The following is a 17,358-nucleotide window of genomic DNA, read 5'->3' on the forward strand; positions in this document are numbered from 1 at the left end:
TCAAACGCCCTCGCGTCGCCGCTGTAGCGAACTCGCCACAAGAGTTGAAAGGATGAGCACCGCGCCGATGACCACGATCGTCGCGTCGCCCTTGACGCCGGTCAGGGCCAAACCGTTTTTCAATAACTGGATCATCGCCAGGCCGATCACAGTGCCCCAGATCGTGCCGACGCCTCCGAATATGCTGGTGCCGCCGAGTACCACCGCCGCGATGACGTCGAGCTCGTAGCCGATCCCCATGTCCGACCGGGTCGTCGTCACGCGCGAAACGAGAACACAAGCCGAGAGACCGGCCATGAAACCCGATAGCGTGTAGACAATCAGTTTGACGCGATCGACTGGCAAACCGGAGAAGCGCGCGGCGGTCTCATTGTTCCCGATCGCAAAGAGCGTTCGGCCGAAGGTGGTGCGGTCAAGAACGATTGCCGTGACCACGATCGCGATCAGCAAGAGCCAGAGCTGCGCCGGCACCCCGAAGAGGTTTTCCTGCCCGACAAAGTAGAACCATTCCGGGTAGCCCCGCACCGAACGCGCCTGGCTGATGCCCTCGGCTAGCCCACGGTAGAGGGCGAGCGTCGCGATGGTCATGATCAGCGGTGGCACTTTCACCTTGGTGATGACGATTCCGTTGAGAAAGCCCGCCGCGGCGCCGACGAGCAGCGAGAAGCAGATCGCCAGCGGCAGGGGAAAGCCGAAAGCCTTCCAGGAATAGCCGAGCAGGATTGCGCAGAGCCCGACGATCGAGCCCACCGAGAGATCGATACCGCCGGTAATAATGATGAAGGTCATCGGCAGCGCGATGAGCCCAACCTCGGTCGTCAGCCTGCCTTGATTGAGCAGATTGTCGACCGTGAGGAAGCGATTGTTCAAGCCCCCGAGCCCGATCAGAGCAATGAGCAGGATCATCGCGAGCATTGTCTCGTGGCGCAGCAGCCACCAGGGCACGACGCGCTTGGCTGCCTCGGGTAGAGGGATCTCGCTCATGGTGCTCATGCTCCGGCCATACGCCGGCGCCGCAGAATGTCGGCGATCACGGTCGCGAGGATGAGCACGCCCTGGACCGCGCGGATCCAGTAGGGCGACACGTCGACGAAAACGAGCGCGCTGGCGATTTCGGCGATCAGGACGGCAGCAAGTGTCGAGCCGACCACCGTTCCGACGCCGCCGAGAATGCTGACGCCTCCGACGACCGACGCAGTGATGATCGTCAGCTCGAGATTCGGCGGGACGGTCGACTGGATGACGCGCAGTTGCGTCGCGTAGAGCAGGGCGGCAGCCCCTGCGAACAAGCCGTGCAGCGCGAAGACCATCACGATCGTGCGCGGCTGCGAAATGCCGCAGAGCCGTGCCGCTTCGGCGTTACCGCCCACGGCGTAAATCGCGCGTCCCGAGGCTGAATAGCGCATCCATAACGCTGCCAGGATCGTCACCAGGATCATGAGAAAAACTGGAAACGGCAGCACACCGAAGAGTTCGATATCGGCGAGATGGAAACTGTCGGGCAGGTCGGTGATCCATTTGCCGCCGGTGACGCTGATCAGGCCGCCCTTGAGAATCGACAGCATGCCAAGCGTAACCACGATCGCTGGAATGCGCAGATAGGCGATGATGAGGCCCTGCAACACCATCACGAGGATACCGGCAACGAGCGCCGCCAGCCAGGCGACCACAATCGGCGCGCCGTTCACCGCCAGAGTGCCGCTGATCGTCGCCAGGACACCGATCAGCGCGCCGACGGAAATGTCGATATTCCCGGAAATGATCACCATCGACATGCCGACCGCGGCGACGGCGATATAGGCGTTGCCGAGCAGCACGTCGGAAAGATTGCGTGCCGCCAGAAAGCGGGGATTGTAAAGTCCGACAGCGATGGCAAGGCCGATCACCGCGATCGCGAGCAAGGCTTCCTGCGAGGCAAACACCCTCAGCCGCCGTCGCGAATCAGCCTCGGCGCCAGCTAAGGTCACTACCGTCATGCGGCTTTCTCCGCGCTTTCACGGCTGCCCATCATCGCTGCGCCGATCGACTCCTGGGTTGCTTCTTCGCGCGAGAAGTCGGCAACGATCCGGCCTTCGCGCATCACGAGCACGCGGTCGCTCATGCCCAGCACCTCCGGCAGCTCGCTCGAGATCATCAGGATGGCGAGCCCCTCGGCCGCAAGCTCACCCATCAACCGATGGATCTCCGCCTTGGCGCCTACATCGATGCCGCGCGTCGGCTCGTCGAGGATCAATAACTTCGGCCCGTTGGCGAGCCATTTACCGAGCACGATCTTCTGCTGATTGCCGCCTGAGAGCTTGCCTACGACTTGCTCGAGCGAGCTGGCCTTGACCGCAAAGCGCTTGACGCCGTCGCTGGCGAGCTTGCGTTCGGCGCCCCGATCGATGAAACCGCCGAACGCGACTTTGCCAAGCGCGGCGAGACTGAAGTTCTCGCGCACCGTCATTGGCCGCACCAGGCCTTGCGTGCCGCGGTCCTCAGGAACGTAAGCGACGCCCAAAGACCGCGCCTGGGCTGGCGAGCGAATGTTGACCTGCTGCCCGGCGATCCGGATTTTGCCACTATCGGCCGGCGTGACGCCGAAAATGGTTTGCGCCAGCTCGCTGCGACCGGAGCCGACGAGGCCGGAAAGACCAACGATCTCGCCGGCGCGCACCGTAAGCGAGATGCTCCTCGTCAGCGGCCGACGTTCAAGGTCCATCACCTCCAGCACTGGCTGGCCTATCGGAACCGTTATCTTCGGAAACAGGCTTTCGATCCTGCGGCCGACCATCAATTGCACGAGCCCCGCCGCGTCCGTGTCGGCGACGTGCCTGGTCGCGACATGTGCGCCGTCGCGCAGCACGGTGACACGATCGGCGATCGCGAAAATCTCATCGAGCCGGTGGCTGATATAAATCACGGCCACGCCGCGGGCTTTCAGCTTGCGTACGATGTCGAACAGCCGCGTCACGTCGTACTCGGTCAGGGCCGCGGTCGGTTCGTCCATGATGAGAATGCGCGCATCCTGCGACAGCGCGCGCAAGATTTCGACGCGCTGGCGATTGCCGACGCTGAGCGAACCGACGATACGCTCGGCCTGCAAGTCATGAATCTCGAGCGAGGCGAGCAGGGCATTGGTCTTCTCGCGCATCGCCCGCCAGTCGATCCGGCCGAGGCCAGTGCGCGGCGCATGCCCCATGAAGATGTTCTCGGCGACCGTGAGCTCCGGAAACAACAGCAACTCTTGATAGATCGTGGCGATGCCGGCGCGCCTTGCATCGTCCGGCCGCGCGAGGTCGACCTGTCTGCCGTCCACAAGCACCTCGCCGCGATCGGGCGGGAATACGCCGGAAACGATCTTGATCAGTGTCGACTTGCCGGCGCCGTTCTCGCCGAGCAAGGCATGGACTTCGCCCCTGTCGGCGTCGAACGAGACGCCGGACAGCGCCCGCACGCCTGGAAAGGACTTCTCGATCGCGCGCACCGATAGAAGCGGCGCCGCGGGAGTTTCACTGTGCGGGTCAGCTGTCATGATCACGCCGCCGCAGTGGCTTGAGCGCCTGCATCCACGACAACGACGCGGACACCGTGCCCGCGCAGCATGTCGAGTGCGTCGCTCGGCGCATCTGAATCGGTGATCAGCGTATCGATGCGCGAGAGCGGGCAGACGACAAGGCTGCCGCGCGAGACGAATTTCGAGGAATCGGCGAGCACGATCAGCTTGTCGGCACGCTTCAGCAGTTTGGATTCGGCGCGGGCGAGCAGGGGGTCGCCTTCGATCACGCCGAGCGGTCCGATCGAGATCGCACTCATGAACATCCGCGTCGCCGAATAGTGCTGGATCGCATCCTCTTCAAAAGGCGAGACGATCATGCCCTGCTCGCGATAGACCTCGCCACCCGGCAAGGCGACGCGGCATTTCGACGTGTGGATCAGTGCGTCGGCGAGCAGATAGGAATTGGTCAATACCTTCAGACGGCGCTCGCGCAGATATTCGCCCATTTGAAAGGTGGTCGTGCCGCCGTTGATGATGATCGTCTCGCCATCGGCGCAGAGGGCGACCGCCGCTTTCGCAATGGCGCGCTTGGCATCTATATTGAGCGTCTGGCTGACGTCGAAGGAGCGGGTGGCAAGCGACAGGACGTCGCTCGGTGCGTTAGAGGCTTCCGGCAAGGCCTCGAGACCGCCATGCACCCTGATCGCGACACCTTGCTCGGCGAGCCTGGCGAAATCGCGCCGTATCGAGGCTTCGGAGACGCCGGTCGCGCGACAAGCATCGGCGATGCGCACCAATGACCGCTCACGCAAGAGTGCCTTGATGATCTGCCAGCGTTCCCGCTCGTGCACGTTGCCCTCCCTTTTGCCCATAAATAGGTCACGCTCTCGATGAGCGGTCAACTGCAAACCGTCAAATTCGCTCAATACCGCGCTGCATCAATCATATTGCGTCGCAGTTTTGGGTACCGGTGATTGACCGTGATTGAATGCGTGGCCTAAGCTGCCCAGAGATCAAGCACAGGGAGAATGCCTAATGAGCGAGGTCGCGGCCACGCCCCTGCCAAATCTTTGGGACGACGCGCTCGCCGCCGGGCTCGATGAAGCAGGTCAGTTGCTGTACCGCTCGAACCTTCTCGGAGCCGATCTGCGCATCACCAATTTCGGTGGTGGCAATACCTCAGCCAAGATTGAGATGAAGGATCCGCTGACGCGCGAGAACGTACGTGTGCTCTGGGTCAAAGGCTCAGGCGGCGACATCGGCTCGATGAAGCGCGACGGCTTTTCGACGCTCTACCTCGACAAACTCGAGAGCCTGAAAGGCCTCTATCGCGGCCTCGCCCATGAGGACGAGATGGTCGCCTTGTTCAATCACTGCACCTTCGATCTCAATCCGCGCGCGACTTCGATCGATACGTCCTTGCACGCCTTCGTGCCGCACCGGCATGTCGATCACGTCCATGCTGATGCGGTCATCGCCATTGCCGCCTCAATCGATGCCGAGCGTCTGACGCGTGAGGTTTTCGACGGCAAGCTCGGGTTCCTGCCGTGGCAGCGGCCCGGCTTTGATCTCGGCCTGAAGCTCGGCGAGATGGCCGCGCGTCATCCCGACTATGTCGGCGTGGTCCTCGGCGGCCACGGGCTCTTCACATGGGCGGAGACATCGAAAGCCTGTTACGAGATGACCTTGCGCGTGATTCAGCAGGCCGCCGATTGGCTTCCCGCGCATGAGCAGAAGCCGGCTTTCGGCGGTGGCAAGGTCCAAACCGCCACACCGGAAAAGCGCCGCGCGATCGCGGCTAGGCTGATGCCGCTGATCCGCGGCAAGATCTCCGCGGACGAGCGCAAGATTGGCCATTTCACCGATGCGCCGGAGGTGCTGGAGTTCGTCAACTCCAGCGCGCTGACGAAGCTGGCGCCGCTCGGCACCTCCTGCCCCGATCACTTTCTTCGCACCAAAATTCGGCCGCTGTTGCTGCCCTACGATCCCGTGCGCGACAATCTCGACGAGGTGATCGCTGGCCTGGACGACGTTCTTGCCGCTTACCAGCGCGACTACACCGCGTATTACGAGCGCTGCAAACATCCGGACTCGCCGGCCATGCGCGATCCCAACGCGGTCGTGTATCTCGTTCCGGGAATCGGCATGTTCACCTTTGCCAAGGACAAGGCGACGGCGCGCGTTGCGGGCGAATTTTACGTCAACGCGATCAACGTCATGCGCGGCGCCTCGGGCGTCAGTGCGTATGTCGGCCTTGCCGAGCAGGAGGCCTTCAATATCGAATACTGGCTGCTGGAAGAGGCAAAGCTCCAGCGCATGCCCAAGCCGAAATCGCTCGCCGGGCGGATTGCCTACGTGACCGGCGGCGCCGGCGGCATTGGCGGGGCAACCACGCAGCGGTTGCTCGGCGAAGGCGCTTGCCTCGTCATTGCGGATATCGACGAGAGCTCGTTGAGCGAGCGCGTTGCGGCGATCACGAAGCGCCATGGGCGAGACGCTGCGATCGGTGTGAAGCTCGATGTGACCGACGAGGCGGCGGTGGTCGCTTCGTTCGAAGAGGCTGCACGCGCCTTTGGCGGTGTCGACATCGTCGTCTCGAATGCCGGGATCGCCTCGGCGTCGCCTGTCGAAGACACGAGTCTTAGGCTGTGGCAAAAGAACATGGACATTCTCGCAACGGGGTACTTCCTTGTCTCGCGCGAGGCTTTTAGGCTGATGCAGCGCCAGAACATCGGCGGCGCCATCATCTTCGTTGCCTCGAAGAACGGCCTTGCCGCTTCGGCCGGCGCCTCCGCCTATTGCGCCGCCAAGGCTTCGGAGATCCATCTGGCCCGCTGCCTGGCATTGGAAGGCGCGGCGCATGGCATCCGCGTCAACACGGTCAATCCGGACGCGGTGCTGCGCGGCTCGAAGATCTGGGAAGGCGAGTGGCGCCAGCAGCGCGCGGCGTCGAACAAGGTTGCGGAAGACCAGCTCGAGGAGGTCTATCGCCAGCGCTCGCTGCTCAAACTATCGGTGTTCCCCGAGGATATCGCCGAGGGTGTCTACTTCTTCGCGTCCGATCTTTCGGCCAAATCGACCGGCAACATCCTCAACGTCGATGCCGGCAACGCCCAGGCCTTCACACGATGAGCGTATCGTTCTCGATCAGCGCGGATTTCATCGCCGACCAGAACGCGCGGCTCGAACACGCGACTAACGAAGACTACGACGCCCTGAAGCGTGCGCTGGCGCGGCACGGGATCGACGCGGAGGCCCTGGTGCAGAAGGTGATGGCCTTCGGCGTCGCCATTCCGACGTGGGGCGTCGGCACAGGTGGGACGCGATTTGCCCGATTTCCGGGGCCGGGTGAGCCGCGCAATGTTGTCGAGAAAATCGACGATTGCGCGGTGATCCAGCAATTGGGGCGGGCAACCCCGACGATCTCGCCGCACTTCCCGTGGGACAAGGTCGACGACTATGCCGCCTTGCGTGAACAAGCCGCGGGTCGCGGCCTTGCCTTCGACGCGGTCAACTCGAACACCTTCCAGGATCAGCCGGGGCAAGAGCTTTCCTACAAGTTCGGCTCGCTGTCGCATACCGATGCGCGCGTGCGCGCGCAGGCCATCGCCCACAACGTCGAATGTATCGAGATCGGCCGCAAGCTCGGCTCGAAGGCGCTGACCGTCTGGATCGCCGACGGCTCGAACTTTGCCGGCCAGTCGAATTTGACCAAGGCGCTCGACCGCTATATCGACGCGATGCGTGAGATCGTCGCGGCACTGCCCGCCGACTGGCGGGTGTTTCTTGAGCATAAGCTTTACGAGCCGGCGTTCTACTCGACCGTGATCTCGGATTGGGGCACGAGTTTTGCGGTCGCGCAGGAACTCGGGCCCAAGGCGCATTGCCTTGTCGACCTCGGCCATCATGCGCCGAACGTGAATATCGAGCAGGTCGTGGCTCGGCTCGTTCGCTTCAACAAGCTCGCCGGCTTTCATTTCAACGATTCCAAATATGGCGACGACGATCTCGACAGCGGTTCGGTCGAACCGTTCCGGCTGTTTCTGGTCTTCAACGAGTTGATCGACGCCGAGCGACGCAAGGCGGAAGGCTTCGCGCCCGCATATATGATTGATCAGTCGCACAATGTGACTGATCCGATCGAGAGTTTGATGCAATCGGCGATCGAGCTGCAGCGCGCCTATGCGCAGGCGCTGATCGTCGATCGCGCAGCGCTGGATTCGGCGCAAGAGGCCAATGACGCGCTCGGTGCGCATCTCGAATTGAAACGCGCCTTCACCACCGACGTCTCGCCGCTCCTCGCCGTCGCCCGCATGCGAGCCGGCGGGGCCATCGCACCAATCGCGGCCTATCGCTCGTCCGGCTATCGGGCGCGAAAGGCGAGGGAACGTCCCATCGTCGGCGGGACTTCGGCAGGCATCGTCTAGAGAAGGTGATCCATCGTCTTCAGGATGGTCGCAATCGCGCCGGAAAGATCCAAGTGAAATATGCAGCCAGCCCCGGTGAGAGCATCATATGCCGTGGCAACGTTCCCGCCTCAACATTTGTGAAGAGTCAACGAGTGAGCGAGGGCGCCGTTTTTGGAGAGCGTCTTAATTCGCTAAAAGAACAATTCCGGGTCGGCTTCGTTCTGGCCGTATGAAACGGTTCTATTTTGACATACGAGAGGGTGATGAGATCATTCCCGATGAGGAAGGTCTGGAACTCTCCACCATAGAAAAGGTGCACGAAGAGGCGGCTCGCTCGCTGGCGGATATGGCCCGGGATGCCATCCGCGCGCGGGGGGATGGAGTGCCCCACGAGATAGCCATCGAGGTCCGTGACGACAGCGGCCCGGTGCTGCAGGTCAAATTCACGTTCGAGGTAGATAGGCGCAAGCATTGAGCCGCCTCAGCGTGGCCGCCCGCTTGCCGCAAGGGTCAAGCCGGCAGGCCTATCACGTCGTACTCGAAAGCCACTCCCTCTGGGTCGTTCTCCTCGAACCAGATTTCCGCGGCTTCGACCGTGGCAAAGACCTTGATGTGATCGACGTCGCCGACCTGTTTAGCGGTATTCACGTACACGAAGACGGTCATTGGTCCCTCTTCAGCTTGCGCCGGCCCCAGTGCGGTTCCTTGCCCTTTGGATTGAACTCCGGGACATAGTGCCGGTTCAGCGCCCGCACGACGCCAATGCGTGCGAGCATCGTTGGTCCTCCGCTCTCCGCCACCAAGATCAGCGCCTGCATAGCGGCCTGCCACTCCGGGGCCGAGTGCTCCTTCTTCGGCAGTGCGGCGCGATGTACTTGCCTGCTTCTAGCAGCGTCACCAGCATGCGCCCGCTCACCTCGATCGGCTCGTCGAACGACCGCCGGCAGCCCCGGTCGTTCATCCGGCGCGCTTCGTACTATCTGCTATCGCGCGTTCAACTTCTGAGGCGAGAACCGTCAGGTGATCGGCCAGCCTTGTGAAAAGCTCTCGTTTCTTCGGATCGGTCGCCAGGTCGCGGATGAGGGCGCACTCGGCCGCTTCCGTGCGGAGCTTTTCCAACTGAGCCTGCATGTCTTTCATTGCGGCTACTCCGTCCTGGACGGAAACCTTATGGCTAAGGTGCGAAAGTGGACAGATCTGATTGCCGAATTTTCCTAAGACCAGGTGCCGGACCTATGCGAGGTCCGAGCGCGTCCAGCGGCTCCCAAAAGTCCCCGGCGGCAGGGCCGTCTTAAAGGCGGGAAAACGTTGCAACTCCCCGGAGGTGGTGCGGTTATAATTCTCTATCGTTCTTGATTGATGGAGCCCGCATGATTACGGCCGCCAGATGCAAGGAACTTGCAAATCACTACAAAGCCCTTTCTTCAATGCCCCGCATTTCCGAAAGCCGAGCCTTCCTACTGAGAAACATCGCCAGGAGCCTTACTGGTTTATCCGGTCAACTGGAAAGATTGGACTCGGTGACGAGAGCTGAGGTGAAGAGAGACGAAGAGGCCTCCAGTTAGCCCGCCGAAAGTTAGCTAGCGTTCCTGTGTCGACTAGCGCACACTAGGTCACCTCCGCGCGGCCATCGGCTTTTATCGGTGACAAGAACGCCAACTGCGCTCCCGCCTCCCCAGGAACGGAGCAGCACCATGCCGCGACGCAGTTTCAAGCAAATCCAATCCCTTGAAGAGCGCCTGAACGAAGAGAAGAAGCGAGGCGCTTCCGCGAAGAAGCTGAACTCACTTCCGCATGGATCTGTGCGCAGCCCCGCGTCGACGAGCTCGCGCGCATGGAGTGCGATCGGCAGCAGCTGACGGCGGTCGCCGGCTGAGGCGGTAGATCAAGAGGCCCCGCCGGTTCACGCTGGCGGGCCACTCTGCTGAGTTCGCCCGAGTGCTATAATTCGGAGGATCGATTCTTCGGGCAGTCGGTTGGATGGGCATGCGCATCCGCATCTTGATATCGGCAGGCTCGCTGACCCTTGTCGGTCTCCTCATCTCTGCTTGCGCAAATTCAGGTGACCCCGTATCGCGGTCAGCAATTCGTTCTGGCGCGCCATGGGCCCGAGATCTCAGCGAACCGCCCCCTAGTCGGGAGCCCATCAATGAGGCTGTCCCGCAGACAAAGGCGGCCCTGAATGCCGCGCGCGAGAGAGCTTTACGTTAGTCCGAGCTTCAAGGTGGGTACCCGGGGCTTCGGTCCTGCGCTCACGCGGCCGGTGCAGACATCGGGCCTATCGCTTTAGCTTAGCCCGGCGGGCTTTTCTTTTGGCTTTTGCGGGCGCGGCAACCTGGGGCCTTTCAGGCCGCTGTTCTTGTGCCCTGGTTGGTTGCTTCGGGCAGAGAAACCTCGCGGACCATCGCCGCTCGAATCTTCGTTGGACGTCCAGAGGGACGGCAGACATCGGAAAATCTCCTCGCCCCCGGGGTTCGTTGCCTTAACGCGGAGGAAGCTCCAAAGGTCCTCACTATGCGTCCTTGGTCATCTCGTGTTTCGATACCCCATGATTGCGAGCTGCTGATTGCCTCGGTCGAAGTCTGGCCGAACGTCGGCGCCGCGAGATCCGCATCCTTGGCAGACAAACCGCGGCTCGAGATCGGATAGCCTCACATTGTCGGGCCACCGGCCGGCGTCCAGAGCAACGTGATGGCCGCAATGGCAATAGACCAGGACGCCGCATAGGCCCATCTCGCGCATTTCGCCGAACGTGATCTTCATGGGACGCCCGTGGGCGTGCGTAGGCGTGTGGCGGCGGACAGGACGAGGCATGCCGCAATCAAAGCGGCATCCGCGGACACTTCGCAAATTGTCGATTACTGGTGGCTCAGGAAGCGCGTGAGCTACTGCGCATCGTGGGTGTGGGAAAGTGTGATCTCACAGAACCGCGACCGGCAAAGACTGATGACGCACCGCCCGGCGGTTGAGGCGGTAACAGCAAAAAGGCCCGCTGGTCACCTGGCGGGCCTTTCCTTTTGCATTGCGTCGATGATCCTACCGATCATTTGGGTGGTATTCGCGTGAATGCCGCTTTGGGCATCACCCCCCAGAGAAAAACAGCAGCGCCGCGCCGTGCGATAGCAGCGCTGTCGATAACGGCACGTTGATAATTTGCTGCACCACGATACCGGAGGACAGAAGAACAAACCGAGGCGGCAGATGCGATGCCATCGCGCTCCCGAACGCGAGGATCACGCCAGACGCTAGGACCGTGAGCGGCGCCCATTTCGTGCCGACTGATGCAATCCCTTCGGTCGACAGCAGAGAAGCATTGAAGTTGCCAATTTTGTACGCTTGGGCGAGCTCCACGCCGAGCTGCGGATGATAAGGCAGCCGATAAGAGACCGGACGAAGCCGATCTGGCAGAAATGCGTCGGCTCGTGGTTGAAGAAGAAGGCGTTGTAGACCTCCATTGAGATCGATGTGATGCCGAACATCCGGAAATTGATCAAGCCGAAGACGCGGTAGACCTCGTGGTGCAAGCCTGATTCGACCGGAAGGCTCGCGAGACCGACGAGGAGCGGCAGCAAGACCGAAAGGATGACCGCGTTCTCCGGCTTGGAAAACCGCTGAAGGATCAGCAGGAACAGTAGCCAGAGGGGCGCGAAGGCTGCAAATTTGCTGAGGGTCGCCGGATAGAACGCTCCCAATAGCACGAGTGCCGCGATGGCGGGAACGACCCGGCCGCGGTCGACGAAGCAAGCAAATGCGAAGGGCAGCAGCGCCGACTGCACAACCCCGTTTGCGTACCGGAGCGGTGTTGGAAAATCGATGCTGTCCCGAAAGTGAGTAGATGTCTGCCAGGCCGACGAGGTGGAAGTGGTAGCGCAGCGCGGCAGCAGCCGTGACAGCACCAATCACAAGGATAACGTAGGGCGCGCGTCGAGGCCCAGCGGGTAGGGGATATGGACAACCCGACTATCTGATGCAGTTACCGAAGAGCGTCTCAACTGGCCCTGCGCATTTCATCAGCTTGGGCCGAGGTGCGAATACCATCATGGCCGCGCACAGAGCGACTACGATTGCAAGAAAGACCAGGCCGGCGCGAATGCCTTGGCAAAACCGCTGCATGCGAAAATTCGTCAAACTACCTTAGGTAGGATAGTAGGATAAAGGCATTCAGGCAATAGTTCTTGTTCGGCAGTGGCACGCAACCAACGTCGCGAGGCGGGACCGAAAATCCGAAATTTTGCTTGCTCCGTCGGGCAAAACAGTGGTTCATGGGGTGCTCCTGAGTGAACGAGGAGCGTGCCAAATGGCGGATGATGTCGAGGTCTCTTCCGAACTGTCGAAAATTGCCAAGCTCAACGGCGACTTCAGGAAAAACTACGGAACCCTGCTTGGAGCGTTTCTGTATTTGAGATCAATCAGCGCCGCGCGGGGGCGCTCTTGGTTGTGGGGCGGCCTATTTTCCTTGGCCTGCACCGTTGTGTTGGCCTGGCTGGGTAAGCATTTCCCGAGCCTGCTTCGGGATTGGTAGCTGCCTTTCAGCAGAGCCTAAGGTTTGAATAGTCAGCTCTTCAATTCGGTTGCTTGCTGTTAGGTCGTTGTTGATCAATGAGCCTGCAGAATTTGATACTAGGCGTGGTGTTTATCGGACGCTGGCCATGGATCGCGAGCTTGCCGTCCCGACATACGGTTTGCCGACTCGAGCAGCGCAGTATTTGCGCATGTCGACCGACAATCAGCGGTACTCGATCGATAATCAGATTCAGGTTATCGCGTCATATGCTGAAAGTCGAAATCTGACGGTTGTTCAAACCTATTCGGACGAGGGTCTCAGCGGACTAGCTATCGGTTGGCGCGATGGATTGAAAACACTCATCGCTGATGTCGAAGCGAAGCGCGCAAAATTCAACTGCATCCTGGTTTACGATATCAGCCGCTGGGGTCGCTTTCAGGACGTGGATGAGAGCGCCTATTACGAGTTTATCTGCAAGAAAGCCGGGATCGGTGTTCACTATTGCGCGGAAGAGTTTGAGAATGACGGAAGCTTTGCGTCTAGCCTTCTGAAGGTGAATGTGCGTGCGGCTGCTGCGAATTTCAGTCGCGGGCTCTCTAAGAGGGTGTTTCTTGGACAATCCCGCATCGTGCAGCTAGGCTTTTCGCGAGGCGGAATGCCTGGCTATGGGCTCCGGCGACAGCTTGTCGAGGAAGACGGATCGATACGGCAAACGCTGGAATACAGGCAGCAAAAATATCTCCAGACCGATCGGGTTAGAATCATTCACGGCCCGGCCGCCGAGATCGCTATTGTCAGGCGCATGTTCAACGCAATCGCTAACGAAGGGAAGTCGTTGGGTGATGTCGCGGCAGAGCTGAACGCCGAGTATATCCACACCGCACGTGGCCTTCGGTGGAGTGGTGAAACCGTTAGAAAGATTGTTGCCAACGAGGCTTACATTGGTAGCCTCATCTACAATCGCACTTCGTTTAAGCTGAATCAGCTGCGCATAGAGAATCCCCGCGATATGTGGATTCGCAACGACAATGCATTTCCAGCAGTGGTTTCAGTTGAACTGTTCAACAAGGCAAATGAGGCCATGCGTGCCCGGCGGGCGCATCGCAGCGACGAAGAAGTGATCGGCCGCCTTGCTGCGCTCGGCCGTGAAAAGGGCCGGCTGTCCAGGGCCATCATTGCCACCGCCGAAGGCATGATGTCGGCCGGAGGCTACAGTCGCCGGTTCGGATCATTGGTCGCCGCTTACGCGCTGGCCGGCTATCAACCCGAACCCTATCAGCGTCGCGCCGAGACCACTGCGAGATTTCGGTCGCGCATAATTGAAATTGCCGATGAGATTGCAGCCAATATCAATCGTCTTGGAGGCGCGGCCACTCATGAAGCAAAGTCGGGTATTCTGGCACTCGGTGACGGCTGCCGGCTTGCGATCGGCTCGGCACGCGCAGTGACCGACGGCGCCAAGCGCGTCCGCTGGACGATTTATGCCAATCGTCGAGCAAACGCCGAACTCACTCTGATTGCTCAAATGAACGCCTCCAATGATGCAATTGCCGGCTGCTTTCTGCTGCCCACTTGCGATCTTGCGCAGGCGCAAGGTAGGATTCTGCGCATCTCGAATCCCACCTTCGCGCAGGCATGCCGATACGAAGGATTGGATGCTGTTTGTCGCTTATTTGCAGGTTTTGACGAGCGGAGAGTAGCGTGAAGCATGGGCGAAGGATCGAATCCATTCCCATTGCGGCTATCAGTGTGCTCAATCCGCGCGAGCGGAGCCGATCCCGCTTAAACGCAATTGTAAAAAGTATTAGGATGGTCGGCCTGAAACGGCCAATTACCGCTAGTAGGCGGGAAACGGCCAACGGATACGATTTGGCGTGCGGTGAAACGCGGATTGAAGCGTTTTCATCGCTCAGTCAGTCCGAAATTCCAGCGATCCTGGTTGATGCCTCGGCCGAGGATTGCATTCTGATGAGCCTCGTCGAGAATATTGCGCGCCGTCGGCGCTCGCCGATTGAACTTGTCAGTGACATCGGCCGTCTGGCCAAGACATACGGAGCGCCAGATATCGCTGCCAAGCTCGACGTCACGCAGGACTTTGCGCGGGCTATCGCCTATTTGCTCAAGCATGGTGAAGATCGATTGATAAGTGCGGTCGAGCGCGGGATCGTCCCGCCGACACTCGCAGTGGACATTGCCAGGGCCAAAACGCCACAGTTACAAGGGGCGTTGCTCGAAGCATTTGTCGGCGAGAAGCATACTAGCAAGCAGATTGCGAAGATGCGGAAGCTCGTTGAGCAGCGCCATCGAAAATCGATGAAAGCTCAGTTCGCGGAAGAGAAGATCAATGCTGTGTCCCTTGTCCGCGTCTACCGGCAGGAAACCAAGCGCCAAGAGATTATGGTAAAGAAGGCCGATCTAACCCACGCGCGTCTTGTCTTTCTAATAAACGCACTCAAGGCATTGATGAGCGAACGCATGTTTACGTCGCTTCTGCGCGAAGAAGGGTTGGGCAAGATCCCTCTGCCAGTTCTGCGCCGAATGTCAGCGGGTACCGCATGACGACGGAAAAGCCCATTCGCTTGGCGTTTGAGCCCGAGTTGGTGGTTCTGCCACTTAAATCTATGCTACCGCTCAGGCAAGTGACCGATCGTATCCGGCGTTCTCACAAATACACGGTGATTGCCGCGTCGATAGGCGAGGTTGGAGTAATCGAGCCGCCTGTGGTCTTTCACAAGCCGGACCAGCGGGGTAGATACCTGCTTCTGGATGGAGTTTTGAAGCGGGACATTCTGCTGGCTAGGGGCGAGACCGAAACCGAGTGTCTGCTGTCGCTCGATGACGAAGCCTACTCTTACAATAAAAATACGATCCGACTGGCGACTGTGCAGGAGCATTTCATGATCCTGCGTGCCATCGAACGCGGCGTTCCCGAGGAAAGGATCGCGCGGGCATTGAACGTCAGGATTGCATATATCAAGCAACGTCGGAAAATGTTGCGCGGGATCTGTACACAAGCTGTCCATCTACTTCGCGACAAGCCAGTGAATCCGGTAACGTTCGATGTTTTACGTAAGATGAGGGAGCCGCGGCAAATCGAAGCCTGCGAATTGATGGTCGCAGCGTCGAACTATTGCTCATCTTATGCCAGAGCCTTGCTCGCGGCCAGTTCGGATGCAGCGCGCCTACGGCCCGCAAAGTGCAGTATTCCGGCGGTGGTAACGGCCGCGGACCTAGCTCTTATGGAGCGTGAATTAAAAGAGGTGCAACTCAAGGCCGCCGGTGTGGAGGCATCCTACGGCCGGGAAATGCTCGATCTCGCGATTACCGCTCGGTACATCTCGCAATTGCTAACCAATCTGAAGATTCGCCGCTATCTCGATGACAATCACCCAGAAGTGGCGAACGAATTTGGCGCTATAATCTCAGCCACGTTACAAGTGGCGGCTACGCCGGCGTCCCAAGAGAAAAGTTGAGCTTGTGGACAGATGTTTCCTAAAGGTGTCAGCCAAGGAGTGGTGCTTTTGGCAAGCCATCTTCTCGGACATCCTCTATGACGACAGATCGTTCGCGCTGAAAAAGGTGAACGCGACATCACTACTCAGCTTTCTCGCCGTAATCGACGGCAAATACCTCGTAGGATTGTCCCTGTATCGTCAGGGTAAACAGTATTTCCAGCGCGACAATGTCAGCATAGCCGCTGCTGTCGTTGCCGACGTTGATTAAGTCAACAACGGTCAAGCCCTTTCCGGTGTCGAAGTTGGATGCTGGTGCGCCGGGGATCCGGATAAGGCCTTGCATGCTCGGCCCCTTCGTTCGGATAGCGACCTTGATCTGCGCCGCCTTTTGTCGGGTGAGGCCCGACGAGCGCAAGTCGATCCTCTGCCACTGATCGAGATCCCCCGAGGAGTGGCTCTCATGTATGGAGCTGGCCATAGGGTCGATTGCCGCGGTGGCCGGCGCGAGGAGCGCAAACAGAAACAAGAAAACGAGCTGAGATGTTCCACGCATAGCAGTGCCCATCAGCCTATGATCAGGTAGTGCAGCTGAAACGCCAGCCTCTATTGCTGCTGCATTCCAAGTTGCTCTGCGCAAACGCTGCCAACCTGGACAGGAATGGGCCCGTAATAGAGGCTGCCATCCTTGTCTTCAGTATCGAGACTTTTGATCGTTCCGTTCGGCGATGCAACGACGTTGACCTTGCAAGCGTACCCGCGCGAACTTCCCGATGCGCTCGTTTGACTGTCACGAGAGACCGAAAACGAACTCCCGCTGGCCAGTTGCCAACTAAAGGCGGTCTCGCCGCTGTTCATCTTGAAACTACTTGCGGGCGGCCCCCACCGAACAACAAGAGCATCAACATTTTTTCCGATGTAGTCTTGGCCCAACTTGGCGCGAACATCTGCGCCCGTCGCGTAACATCCCCCCAGTGCCACACAGAGCACTGCAATCCCCAGCCAGCGCATTTTTTCCCCCCAAAGTCGAATATCCAAACGCAACTGGAGCGGGAGATCAAGGGCGGTTGCCAATTTTCGAGATCAGTCGCGGTGGAGGGTTAACTGGCTGGTGGCCCTGGGGTTCGTCGCAGGGCGCGCGGGACCGGTTTAGACGTTAGGCCGCGGTCATTTCGATGGGGAATAGCGTGCGCCAAATCTTGCAGTGGTTTTTTCGCAATCGCGAAACAGGTGCCATCACCATAGCTCAGGCGCCCAATCTCGTCCTGTGGATCGTGATCGTAGCGGGCGTACTGCTCTGGATCTGGCCCGCGGCGGGAACGGCGAGCGTCGCCTTGACGGTTGCCTTCAAAGGAGGGCTCCTCGTCTGGGCCTCCGACGAGGTCGTCCGCGGCGTGCATCCCTGGCGGCGCTGTCTCGGAACTGCCGTTGCCGTCTATGTGCTCATGACGGTGCTGCGGTAGTCCGGAAAAATGATCTTTTGCCAGCGCTCCAATGTCGGAACTGGGCCGGCTC

19 protein-coding genes are annotated in these 17,358 nt (G+C 59.9%); 8 read left to right on the forward strand and 11 right to left on the reverse strand.

What is annotated here, in order from left to right:
* From V1280_RS00165 to V1280_RS00180, 4 genes are read right to left on the reverse strand one after another with little or no spacing between them, the layout of a single operon-like run.
* Positions 1–993 carry an ABC transporter permease gene (locus tag V1280_RS00165; RefSeq protein ID WP_334517913.1) on the reverse strand — a complete coding sequence of 331 codons (993 nt, stop codon included), beginning with the start codon at positions 991–993 and terminating at the stop codon, positions 1–3.
* Positions 990–1,976 (reverse strand): ABC transporter permease, encoded by a 987-nt coding sequence (locus V1280_RS00170; protein WP_334517914.1) that lies wholly within the window; start codon positions 1,974–1,976, stop codon positions 990–992. Before V1280_RS00170 ends, V1280_RS00165 begins: the two co-directional genes overlap by 4 nt.
* Positions 1,973–3,514 carry a sugar ABC transporter ATP-binding protein gene (locus tag V1280_RS00175; RefSeq protein WP_334517915.1) on the reverse strand — a complete coding sequence of 514 codons (1,542 nt, stop codon included), beginning with the start codon at positions 3,512–3,514 and terminating at the stop codon, positions 1,973–1,975. The genes V1280_RS00170 and V1280_RS00175 overlap by 4 nt, the downstream gene beginning before the upstream one ends.
* A 2-nt stretch (positions 3,515–3,516) precedes the next feature.
* Positions 3,517–4,329: a DeoR/GlpR family DNA-binding transcription regulator gene (locus V1280_RS00180; RefSeq protein WP_334517917.1), complete on the reverse strand. Its 813-nt coding sequence runs from the start codon at positions 4,327–4,329 to the stop codon at positions 3,517–3,519.
* A 184-nt stretch (positions 4,330–4,513) separates the two neighbouring features.
* On the opposite strand from V1280_RS00180, the gene V1280_RS00185 reads away from it, so the two are divergent.
* The 3 genes from V1280_RS00185 (at position 4,514) to V1280_RS00195 (ending at position 8,362) form a co-directional block, all read left to right on the forward strand.
* Entirely contained in the window at positions 4,514–6,610 is a 2,097-nt protein-coding gene (locus V1280_RS00185; RefSeq protein ID WP_334517919.1) for a bifunctional rhamnulose-1-phosphate aldolase/short-chain dehydrogenase, read from the forward strand.
* Entirely contained in the window at positions 6,607–7,905 is a 1,299-nt protein-coding gene (gene rhaI / locus V1280_RS00190) for an L-rhamnose catabolism isomerase (protein WP_334517920.1), read from the forward strand. Before V1280_RS00185 ends, rhaI begins: the two co-directional genes overlap by 4 nt.
* Positions 7,906–8,116: 211 nt before the next feature.
* Positions 8,117–8,362, forward strand: coding sequence for a DUF6894 family protein (locus tag V1280_RS00195; protein ID WP_334517921.1), 246 nt, complete (start codon positions 8,117–8,119; stop codon positions 8,360–8,362).
* A gap of 35 nt (positions 8,363–8,397) precedes the next feature.
* Here the strand turns inward: V1280_RS00195 and V1280_RS00200 are convergent, their stop codons facing one another.
* The 5 genes from V1280_RS00200 to V1280_RS00220 all read right to left on the reverse strand — a co-directional run bounded on the left by V1280_RS00200 (position 8,398) and on the right by V1280_RS00220 (position 11,663).
* A complete protein-coding gene (locus V1280_RS00200) occupies positions 8,398–8,553 on the reverse strand; it encodes a hypothetical protein (protein ID WP_334517923.1) in 156 nt (51 codons plus the stop codon).
* A gap of 291 nt (positions 8,554–8,844) precedes the next feature.
* Positions 8,845–9,027: a hypothetical protein gene (locus V1280_RS00205; protein ID WP_334517925.1), complete on the reverse strand. Its 183-nt coding sequence runs from the start codon at positions 9,025–9,027 to the stop codon at positions 8,845–8,847.
* A 1,386-nt stretch (positions 9,028–10,413) separates the two neighbouring features.
* Positions 10,414–10,701, reverse strand: coding sequence for a hypothetical protein (locus tag V1280_RS00210; protein WP_334517927.1), 288 nt, complete (start codon positions 10,699–10,701; stop codon positions 10,414–10,416).
* Positions 10,702–10,968: 267 nt separating this feature from the next.
* Entirely contained in the window at positions 10,969–11,100 is a 132-nt protein-coding gene (locus V1280_RS00215; RefSeq protein ID WP_334517929.1) for a hypothetical protein, read from the reverse strand.
* A gap of 32 nt (positions 11,101–11,132) precedes the next feature.
* Positions 11,133–11,663: a hypothetical protein gene (locus V1280_RS00220; protein ID WP_334517931.1), complete on the reverse strand. Its 531-nt coding sequence runs from the start codon at positions 11,661–11,663 to the stop codon at positions 11,133–11,135.
* 521 nt (positions 11,664–12,184) lie between these two features.
* Here V1280_RS00220 and V1280_RS00225 point away from each other — a divergent pair.
* The 4 genes from V1280_RS00225 (at position 12,185) to V1280_RS00240 (ending at position 15,864) form a co-directional block, all read left to right on the forward strand.
* Positions 12,185–12,409: a hypothetical protein gene (locus tag V1280_RS00225; protein WP_334517933.1), complete on the forward strand. Its 225-nt coding sequence runs from the start codon at positions 12,185–12,187 to the stop codon at positions 12,407–12,409.
* A 127-nt stretch (positions 12,410–12,536) separates the two neighbouring features.
* On the forward strand, positions 12,537–14,096 hold the full coding sequence (locus tag V1280_RS00230) for a recombinase family protein (RefSeq protein ID WP_334517935.1): 1,560 nt from the start codon (positions 12,537–12,539) through the stop codon (positions 14,094–14,096).
* Complete coding sequence (locus tag V1280_RS00235) at positions 14,093–14,950, forward strand: ParB/RepB/Spo0J family partition protein (RefSeq protein ID WP_334517937.1); 858 nt, start codon at positions 14,093–14,095, stop codon at positions 14,948–14,950. Before V1280_RS00230 ends, V1280_RS00235 begins: the two co-directional genes overlap by 4 nt.
* Positions 14,947–15,864 carry a plasmid partitioning protein RepB C-terminal domain-containing protein gene (locus V1280_RS00240; RefSeq protein ID WP_334517939.1) on the forward strand — a complete coding sequence of 306 codons (918 nt, stop codon included), beginning with the start codon at positions 14,947–14,949 and terminating at the stop codon, positions 15,862–15,864. Before V1280_RS00235 ends, V1280_RS00240 begins: the two co-directional genes overlap by 4 nt.
* Before the next feature lie 121 nt (positions 15,865–15,985).
* On the opposite strand, the gene V1280_RS00245 is transcribed toward V1280_RS00240, so the two are convergent.
* The gene (locus V1280_RS00245) at positions 15,986–16,411 is read right to left on the reverse strand and encodes a hypothetical protein (protein ID WP_334517941.1); all 426 of its coding nucleotides are present in this window, start codon (positions 16,409–16,411) and stop codon (positions 15,986–15,988) included.
* A gap of 38 nt (positions 16,412–16,449) precedes the next feature.
* Positions 16,450–16,917 (reverse strand): hypothetical protein, encoded by a 468-nt coding sequence (locus V1280_RS00250; RefSeq protein WP_334517943.1) that lies wholly within the window; start codon positions 16,915–16,917, stop codon positions 16,450–16,452.
* A gap of 113 nt (positions 16,918–17,030) precedes the next feature.
* Here V1280_RS00250 and V1280_RS00255 point away from each other — a divergent pair, with 113 nt between their 5' ends.
* Positions 17,031–17,306, forward strand: coding sequence for a hypothetical protein (locus tag V1280_RS00255; protein WP_334517944.1), 276 nt, complete (start codon positions 17,031–17,033; stop codon positions 17,304–17,306).
* The last annotated feature ends 52 nt before the right edge of the window (positions 17,307–17,358 follow it).

Source organism: Bradyrhizobium sp. AZCC 2230 (assembly GCF_036924495.1).
Taxonomy (GTDB): Bacteria; Pseudomonadota; Alphaproteobacteria; order Rhizobiales; family Xanthobacteraceae; genus Bradyrhizobium; species Bradyrhizobium rifense.

Coding starts and splice junctions, on each gene's coding strand:
- V1280_RS00230 (WP_334517935.1), top strand. CDS start 12,537: ATGGATCGCGAGCTTGCCGTCCCGACATACGGTTTGCCGACTCGAGCA.
- rhaI (WP_334517920.1), top strand. CDS start 6,607: ATGAGCGTATCGTTCTCGATCAGCGCGGATTTCATCGCCGACCAGAAC.
- V1280_RS00225 (WP_334517933.1), top strand. CDS start 12,185: ATGGCGGATGATGTCGAGGTCTCTTCCGAACTGTCGAAAATTGCCAAG.
- V1280_RS00175 (WP_334517915.1), bottom strand. CDS start 3,514: ATGACAGCTGACCCGCACAGTGAAACTCCCGCGGCGCCGCTTCTATCG.
- V1280_RS00200 (WP_334517923.1), bottom strand. CDS start 8,553: ATGACCGTCTTCGTGTACGTGAATACCGCTAAACAGGTCGGCGACGTC.
- V1280_RS00195 (WP_334517921.1), top strand. CDS start 8,117: ATGAAACGGTTCTATTTTGACATACGAGAGGGTGATGAGATCATTCCC.
- V1280_RS00215 (WP_334517929.1), bottom strand. CDS start 11,100: ATGGCATCGCATCTGCCGCCTCGGTTTGTTCTTCTGTCCTCCGGTATC.
- V1280_RS00205 (WP_334517925.1), bottom strand. CDS start 9,027: ATGAAAGACATGCAGGCTCAGTTGGAAAAGCTCCGCACGGAAGCGGCC.
- V1280_RS00240 (WP_334517939.1), top strand. CDS start 14,947: ATGACGACGGAAAAGCCCATTCGCTTGGCGTTTGAGCCCGAGTTGGTG.
- V1280_RS00210 (WP_334517927.1), bottom strand. CDS start 10,701: ATGCCTCGTCCTGTCCGCCGCCACACGCCTACGCACGCCCACGGGCGT.
- V1280_RS00165 (WP_334517913.1), bottom strand. CDS start 993: ATGAGCACCATGAGCGAGATCCCTCTACCCGAGGCAGCCAAGCGCGTC.
- V1280_RS00170 (WP_334517914.1), bottom strand. CDS start 1,976: ATGACGGTAGTGACCTTAGCTGGCGCCGAGGCTGATTCGCGACGGCGG.
- V1280_RS00245 (WP_334517941.1), bottom strand. CDS start 16,411: ATGGGCACTGCTATGCGTGGAACATCTCAGCTCGTTTTCTTGTTTCTG.
- V1280_RS00185 (WP_334517919.1), top strand. CDS start 4,514: ATGAGCGAGGTCGCGGCCACGCCCCTGCCAAATCTTTGGGACGACGCG.